Genomic DNA, 6,667 nt, shown 5'->3' on the forward strand with positions numbered 1-6,667 from the left:
GGTCAGGCTCCAGGGAAATTGATGATTGTATAGAATTTAGAGAGGATTGCTATATGAGGCTTTCGGTGGATGGCCATAAAAAAACCGGCGAGACCGCCGGTTTTTTTATGGCATCAAAAGCGGCTTATTTGACCACTTCGCCGCGTTCGCCGTGGAAGACCTGCTGGAAGGACTCGTTGCCATAGGGGTCGGTGTAGTTGACGTCGCCGACGACTTCTTCGGCGCGGGTACCGCTGATAATCAGGTTGTAAGTACCGCGCTTGCCGCCCGTATAAACGTCATGGGCAATGACATCGCCTTTACTCACCCCGTAATAAGTGCCGTACAGCCCTTCATGCTGACCGATGGGCGCTTCTGCCAGCTCGAATTTTTCGTGCAGGGTGTTGGCACTGATTTCGCCGGAACCTTTGTGGTTACTGAAATCGACGACGTAGTTCAGTTTGGCATCGTTCTGCGCGTTGTGGTCAAAGACGCGACCAACATAGAGCGCGCGGCCACTGGTCGGCAGGTTGTCGTACGGGGTCGGCGTGGTGTAGTACATCCGCCCGGTATCCATCACCGGATCGCCGTCGTGGCGGCCATAGGCGTAGGCGCCCGCATAGAAGCCACGGAAGGAACGCAGCGCCAAATCCTGGCTGACACGTTTTTTGTTTTTGTCGTTCTGGCTGCTGTATTCGGTCTGTGCCGTGCCGGAGTAGAAACCGCGCGGCAGGGTCATGCTGTTGATGCCCATTTTGTAGGCGCCACGGTCTTCACTCGCCAGCGACTGGCCGTCCACGGTCAGGTTGTAGTGGCTGTAGCCGTCCAGTTCGTCCGGCCAGCGGTATTCTGCGCCGCGTTTGTTTGCCCAAATCCATTCGCCGGCCGGGGATTCGGGGGCGATGATTTTGTTTTGTTTGGTCTGGCCGCGCGGGGTTGGGTCGGCTGCGGTGTTGTTGTCGTCACTGCCACCGCAGGCGGCGACCAGGCAGAGGGTTAGCGCAGAGATAAGCCATTTTTCCTGCATTGTTGGTTCTCCTGAATAGTGTTGGATGTTTCCTCGGATTTCAGCGGTTTTTTGCCGCGTACTCACGGTCGTAAAAGGTTGCCGAAACTGTCGGTATTTTAACCTTTCTGTCATAAACGGCAATGTTTTTCCGCCCGCGTGGCGCTTTTCAGATCATGTTCAGCTCGATTTTGGCGCGCAGGCTCATCATTTCCATGCCCCAGGGCGGGTCCCATTCCATCACCACTTCGCACTCCAGCACGCCATCGACCGCTTCCACCGCGTCCTTGACCCAGTCGGGCATGACGCCTGCCACCGGGCAGCCGGGCGCGGTCAGGGTCAGGTGGATTTCTGCCTTGCCGCTTTTTTTGTCGTAGTCCAGCGCGTAGATGAGGCCGAGTTCGTAGATATCGACCGGGATTTCCGGGTCATAGACGCCTTTGAGCGCGAGGATGATGTCTTTTTCGACCGGCGACAGGCCGGGGTCGTCAGGGTCTTTGTTGTAGGGGACGTTTTCCGGGTCAATCGTGAGCATCGGGGTTCCTTTTGGCTTGGTGTTGGTGGTTTTTCGCGTTTACATACACTTGAGCGCTCAAGGTGTATGTAAACCGGTTGGGTTTTGTCGCGCTGCGGGTGGTTTGCTGTTCCCACGGGGGAGGGGGCTGTTTGGTGATTTACATACGGTTGAGCGCTCGTGGTGTATGTAAAGCGGTTGCAGGGTGGGCTTTAGCCCACCGTTCTTTAATGGTGGGGCAAGCCCCACCCTACTTTTTTGTTCGGTCTGCGCTGCCTGTTTGCTGCCCCCGCCCCAGCCCTCCCCCACGGGGGAGGGGGCTGTTTGGTGATTTACATACAGTTGAGCGCTCGAGGTGTATGTAAATCCGGGTGTGGGATGGCTATTTGGCAGCGGGGTATGCGGGCTAACCTTCCCGGTTTTCTATGTTCAATATGGGTTCATCGGGTTAATTCGCTACCCCCACCCCAGCCCTCCCCCGCTGCGGGCTTCGCCCTGCGGGGGAGGGAGCCGGTCAGTGGCGGGTGCAAAGCTGTCATTCGGTCTTCGCCGCGTTTTTGCCGTGCAGGGCGGCGTCAAGGGTGTGCCAGGCGAGTGTCGCGCATTTGACGCGCGAGGGGTATTCGCGCACGCCCGCCAGTACTTTGAGTTTGCCGACGCTGTCCGGGATGGGGTCTTGCGTGGTGGCGATGTGGTGGAAGTCGTTGTAGAGCTGGGCAAATTCGGCGACGGTTTTGCCGCGCGCGAGGTCGGTCATCAGCGACGCGCTCGCTTTGGAGATGGCGCAGCCGTCGCCGACGAAGCTGATGTCGGCGAGTTGGTCGCCGTCCATGCGCACGTAGACTTTGAGGTTGTCGCCGCAGAGCGGGTTGTGTCCGGTGGCGCTGTGGTCGCAGGGTTCGAGTGCGTGGAAGTGGCGCGGGTGTTTGCTGTGGTCGAGGATGACTTCCTGGTAGAGGGCTTTGAGGTCGTTCATGCGAAGAGTTCCTGGGTGGCGCGCACCGCGGCGACGAGGCGGGCGATGTCGTCGTGGTCGTTGTAGGCGGCGAATGAGGCGCGGATGGTGGCGGGGACGCCGAAGCGGCGCATGACGGGTTCGGCGCAGTGTTGGCCGACGCGCACCGCGACGCCGTGCTGGTCGAGCACGGTGCCCGCGTCGTGCGGGTGGATGCCGTCCAGGGTGAAGGAGATGACGGCTGCTTTGTGTGGTGCGGTGCCGATGAGGCGCAGGCCGGGCAGTTCGGAAAGCGCTTGTTCGGCGGCGGCGCGCAGGGTTTCTTCGTAGGCGCCGAGTCGGGCGACGCCTTTGTCGTTAATCCAGTCTAGCGCGGCGCCGAGGCCGATGACTTCGACGATGGGCGGCGTGCCTGCTTCGAATTTGGCGGGCGGCGCGGCGTAGAGGGTGCGCTCAAAGCTGACGCTCAGAATCATGTCGCCGCCGCTTTGGTAGGGCGGCATGGCGTCGAGCAGGTCGTAGCGGCCGTAGAGGATGCCGATGCCGGTCGGGCCGTAGAGTTTGTGCGCGGAGTAGGCGAGGAAGTCGCAGCCCAGCGCTTGTACGTCCACCGGCATGTGGGCGACGGCCTGTGCGGCATCGACGACGGTGATGATGCCGCGCGCTTTGGCGCGGGCGATGAGCGGCGCGAGGTCGTTGATGGTGCCGAGTGCGTTGGAGACGAGCGCGGCGGAGAAGATTTTGACGCCGTCGAGCAGGTCGTCGAGGTTCGTGGTGTCGAGCGCGCCGTCGTCGTCGATGGGCAGGACGGCGAGGTCGGCGCCAAAGCGCTGGCAGGCGCGCTGCCACGGCACGATGTTGGCGTGGTGTTCGAGCGCGGTGAGCAGCACGCGGTCGCCCGGTTTGAGGACGAGTTCGCCGAGGGAGCTGGCGAGCAGATTGAGCGCTTCGGTGGTGCCTTTGGTGAAGATGATTTCTTCGGCGCGCGAGGCGTTCACGAAGCGGGCGACTTGCGCGCGCACCGCGTCGTAGCGCGCGCTGAGTTGTTGCGAGAGGTGATGCACGCCACGGTGGATGTTGCTGTAGTGGTGGCGGTAGCAGTCGTCCATCGCTTCGATGACCGCCAGCGGTTTTTGCGTGCTGGCGGCGTTGTCGAGGTAGGTCAGCGGTTTGCCGTGGATGGTGCGGCTGAAGATGGGAAATTCGTTTTTCATGCCGCCGCCTCGTCGCCGTCGCCGAGCCAGATGTCGCTGATGGTTTGGTGGACGGCGTCGGCGAGGGTTTGGTGTTCGACGACCACGGCTTCGTGCAGGAAGCTCAGGATGAGCATTTTGCGCGCCGCTTCGTAGCCGATGCCGCGCGAGCGCAGGTAGAACAGCGCTTCTTCATCGACTTTGCCGGTGGTCGAGCCGTGCGCGCATTGGACGTCGTCGGCGTAGATTTCCAGACGCGGAACGCTGTGCGAGCGGGCGTTGTCAGAAAGCAGGATGTAGCGGCTGTCCTGGCGCGCGTCGGTTTTTTGTGCGCCGTGCGCGACGTAGATCATGCCGTCGAAGATGCCGAGCGCCGCGTCGTCGAGGGCGCCGCGCACGCGCTGGTGGCTTTCGCTGTTTTCGGTGAGGTGGCGCACGTTCAGGTGGTAGTCGCCGATTTGGCTGCCTGCGAGCAGTTGTACGCCGCCGAAGGCGAAGTGGGTGCCTTCGCCGCGCAGTTCGCTGTGGATGTCCAGGCGGAGCAGGTCGCCGCCCGCTTGCAGGGCGTTGAGGCGGACGCGGCTGTTGTTCGCCTGTTGCACGGCGGCTTGTGCCACTTGCGCGGTGCCGCTCTCGCCCTGAAACCACAGGGCGACGTCCACCTGCGCGCCATCGGCAGCGTCCACGGTGATGACCGGCAGTTGCGCACCTTTGCGGCTCACGCGGTAGTCTATCCAGAAGGCGCTGCGGCTGTTTTTGCCGGCGCGGATGTGAATGCGCGAGGGTTGTAGGCGGCGGGCGAGGAGGTCGATGTTGAGTGCGGCGATGTCGGCAAGGTCGGCGTCGTCGGGGACGGTGAGTTGTAGGGCGTCGGGCAGGAGCGCGAGGTTCAACGCGGCGAAGGCGGCGTCGTCCAGCGCCAGCAGGGCGCGGTCGGCTTCGGCATAGATGCCGAAGTCTTCGCCGATGGCATCGGGCAGGTCAAATTGGTAGTCGGCGCCTTCGCTGCGGCGCGCGTCATCGCGCAAGGCATCGAGCGGTGTCCAGCGCCAGTGTTCGCGGCGGCGCAGGTCGCCCATTGCTTGCCAGCGGGTGAAGGCTTCTTGTTGTAGCGCGCCTTCGGCGGCGCGGATGTCCGGGAAGAAGCCGCTCATCAGGCGCTCCGGGCGGCGCCGGTTTCTTCGCCGCGGAAGTCGGCATAGCCTTTTTCTTCCAGTTGCAGCGCCAGCGTTTTGTCGCCGCTTTCGACGATTTCGCCATTGACCAGCACGTGCACGTAGTCCGGCACGATGTAGTCGAGCAGGCGCTGGTAGTGGGTGATGACCATGAAGCTGCGCTTGGCGTCGCGCAGGGCGTTCACGCCTTCGGAGACGACGCGCAGGGCGTCGATGTCGAGGCCGGAGTCGGTTTCGTCCAGTACCGCCAGGCGCGGTTCTAATACTGCCATTTGCATGATTTCGTTGCGTTTTTTCTCACCACCGGAGAAGCCGACGTTCACCGCGCGTGAGAGGAAGCTGTCGTGCATTTTCACGCTTTTCATGCGGCTTTGGAGCAGTTCGTAGAATTCCATCGCGTCCATCTCGCCCTTGCCTTCGTAGGCGCGTTTGGCGTTTACCGCCGCTTTCAGGAAGTAGAGGTTGCTGACGCCGGGGATTTCCACCGGGTACTGGAAGGCGAGGAAGATGCCGGCGCAGGCGCGCTCGTCCGGCTCCATTTCCAGCAGGTCGCGGCCGTCGTAGGTGATGCTGCCTTCGGTGACGACGTAGCCTTCACGCCCGGCGATGACGTTCGCCAGCGTCGATTTGCCGGAGCCGTTCGGCCCCATGATGGCGTGCACTTCGCCCGCGCCGATGCGCAGATTGACGCCGTTTAGGATTTTTTTGCCGTCTTCGGTGGCAACGTGCAGGTTGTGGATTTCTAGCATGGGGGTTTCCTTGTTTTGATTTTGAAGCGGGTTTACATACACCTGAGCGCTCAGGGTGTATGTATATTTAGTGAGAGACGGTTTTCGAGAAGAGGTTGATGACCGCCACGCCGGCGACAATCAGCGCAATGCCAAGCACGGCGGGCGGGTCGAGTTTCTGCCCCAGCGCGAGGCCAATGAGGGCAATCAGCACGATGCCGCAGCCCGACCAGATGGCGTACACCATGCCGACCGGGATGCTGCGGAAGGCGAGCGCGACGAAGTAGAAGCAGACGGCGTAGAGGAGCAAGGACGCGGCCGTGGGTAGCCATTTGCTGAAGCCGTCGCTGTATTTGAGCAGGGTGGTGGCGATGACTTCGAGGACGATAGCGAGGGTGAGGGAGAGCCAGGGGTTCATGTGGATTCGTGGTTTGGTAATGTTTTACGTACAGGGTAGCGACTATGGTGTATGTATATTTTGAGCCTCATAAAATGACGTTACTGAGGGAGAAAATAAACTTGGTAAGCCCGAATAGATAAAGAACGCCCAAAATAATTAGTCCCGCCATAACCCCCGCCAATGTTTCAAGGAAGCCTTTTCCAAACGCTTCTTTTGCATTTTCTGCCCGGTATTGTGCAAGTAGTCCGATGAGCCAGCCCATAATCCAACTAATCAATATCCAGAAATAGTCGTGAACGCCAAAAATTCTGGAAGACAAATTGAAATGGCTCAACATAAAAAACCAGAATAATGCACTGCCACTAAGCGCAACGCCACTCAAGAAATAGGGTTTTGCCCTCAATGCCCAAGCAACCACGATTGGCAACAGCAATCCCGCGAGTAGCGGAAAATAGGCGCGCATCATATTGGACTGCCCCATCAGCAGGATGGCAATAACAGCAGGCAGGTATAGCGCCAGGGCGATTGATAAATCTATGTTGCGGACTGTCATGGTGGGTTTTCGTGTTCTTCGGGTGAATGGTTATGGGTTTATGGTTTTACATACAGGGTAGCGGGGGTGTATGTAAATGGCTGCGGTGTGTTGTCGCTACGCGGTTTGTTTGCTGGCCCCCCCCCCCCCCCCCCCCCCCCGGGGGGGGGGGTTTCCCCCGGCTT

8 protein-coding genes are annotated in these 6,667 nt (G+C 60.5%); all 8 read right to left on the reverse strand.

Features of this window, described 5'->3' with window-relative positions; all coding sequences use genetic code 11:
* Positions 1-124 precede the first annotated feature (124 nt).
* Positions 125-1,006: a factor H binding protein domain-containing protein gene (locus Q0349_RS11720; protein ID WP_298081178.1), complete on the reverse strand. Its 882-nt coding sequence runs from the start codon at positions 1,004-1,006 to the stop codon at positions 125-127.
* Between the two features lie 148 nt (positions 1,007-1,154).
* Complete coding sequence (locus Q0349_RS11725; RefSeq protein WP_298081179.1) at positions 1,155-1,520, reverse strand: iron-sulfur cluster assembly protein; 366 nt, start codon at positions 1,518-1,520, stop codon at positions 1,155-1,157.
* Positions 1,521-2,034: 514 nt separating this feature from the next.
* Complete coding sequence (sufU, locus tag Q0349_RS11730) at positions 2,035-2,475, reverse strand: Fe-S cluster assembly sulfur transfer protein SufU (protein WP_298081180.1); 441 nt, start codon at positions 2,473-2,475, stop codon at positions 2,035-2,037.
* Positions 2,472-3,668, reverse strand: a complete 1,197-nt coding sequence (locus Q0349_RS11735) for a SufS family cysteine desulfurase (protein ID WP_298081181.1) — start codon at positions 3,666-3,668, stop codon at positions 2,472-2,474. The genes sufU and Q0349_RS11735 overlap by 4 nt, the downstream gene beginning before the upstream one ends.
* Complete coding sequence (gene sufD, locus Q0349_RS11740; RefSeq protein WP_298081182.1) at positions 3,665-4,801, reverse strand: Fe-S cluster assembly protein SufD; 1,137 nt, start codon at positions 4,799-4,801, stop codon at positions 3,665-3,667. The genes Q0349_RS11735 and sufD overlap by 4 nt, the downstream gene beginning before the upstream one ends.
* Complete coding sequence (gene sufC / locus Q0349_RS11745; protein ID WP_298081183.1) at positions 4,801-5,571, reverse strand: Fe-S cluster assembly ATPase SufC; 771 nt, start codon at positions 5,569-5,571, stop codon at positions 4,801-4,803. The genes sufD and sufC overlap by 1 nt, the downstream gene beginning before the upstream one ends.
* 67 nt (positions 5,572-5,638) lie before the next feature.
* The gene (locus tag Q0349_RS11750) at positions 5,639-5,968 is read right to left on the reverse strand and encodes an SMR family transporter (protein ID WP_298081184.1); all 330 of its coding nucleotides are present in this window, start codon (positions 5,966-5,968) and stop codon (positions 5,639-5,641) included.
* 67 nt (positions 5,969-6,035) lie between these two features.
* Positions 6,036-6,503, reverse strand: a complete 468-nt coding sequence (locus Q0349_RS11755) for a hypothetical protein (RefSeq protein WP_298081185.1) — start codon at positions 6,501-6,503, stop codon at positions 6,036-6,038.
* Positions 6,504-6,667: the final 164 nt, after the last annotated feature.

The organism is uncultured Cardiobacterium sp., assembly GCF_938028185.1.
Lineage (GTDB): Bacteria > Pseudomonadota > Gammaproteobacteria > Cardiobacteriales > Cardiobacteriaceae > Cardiobacterium.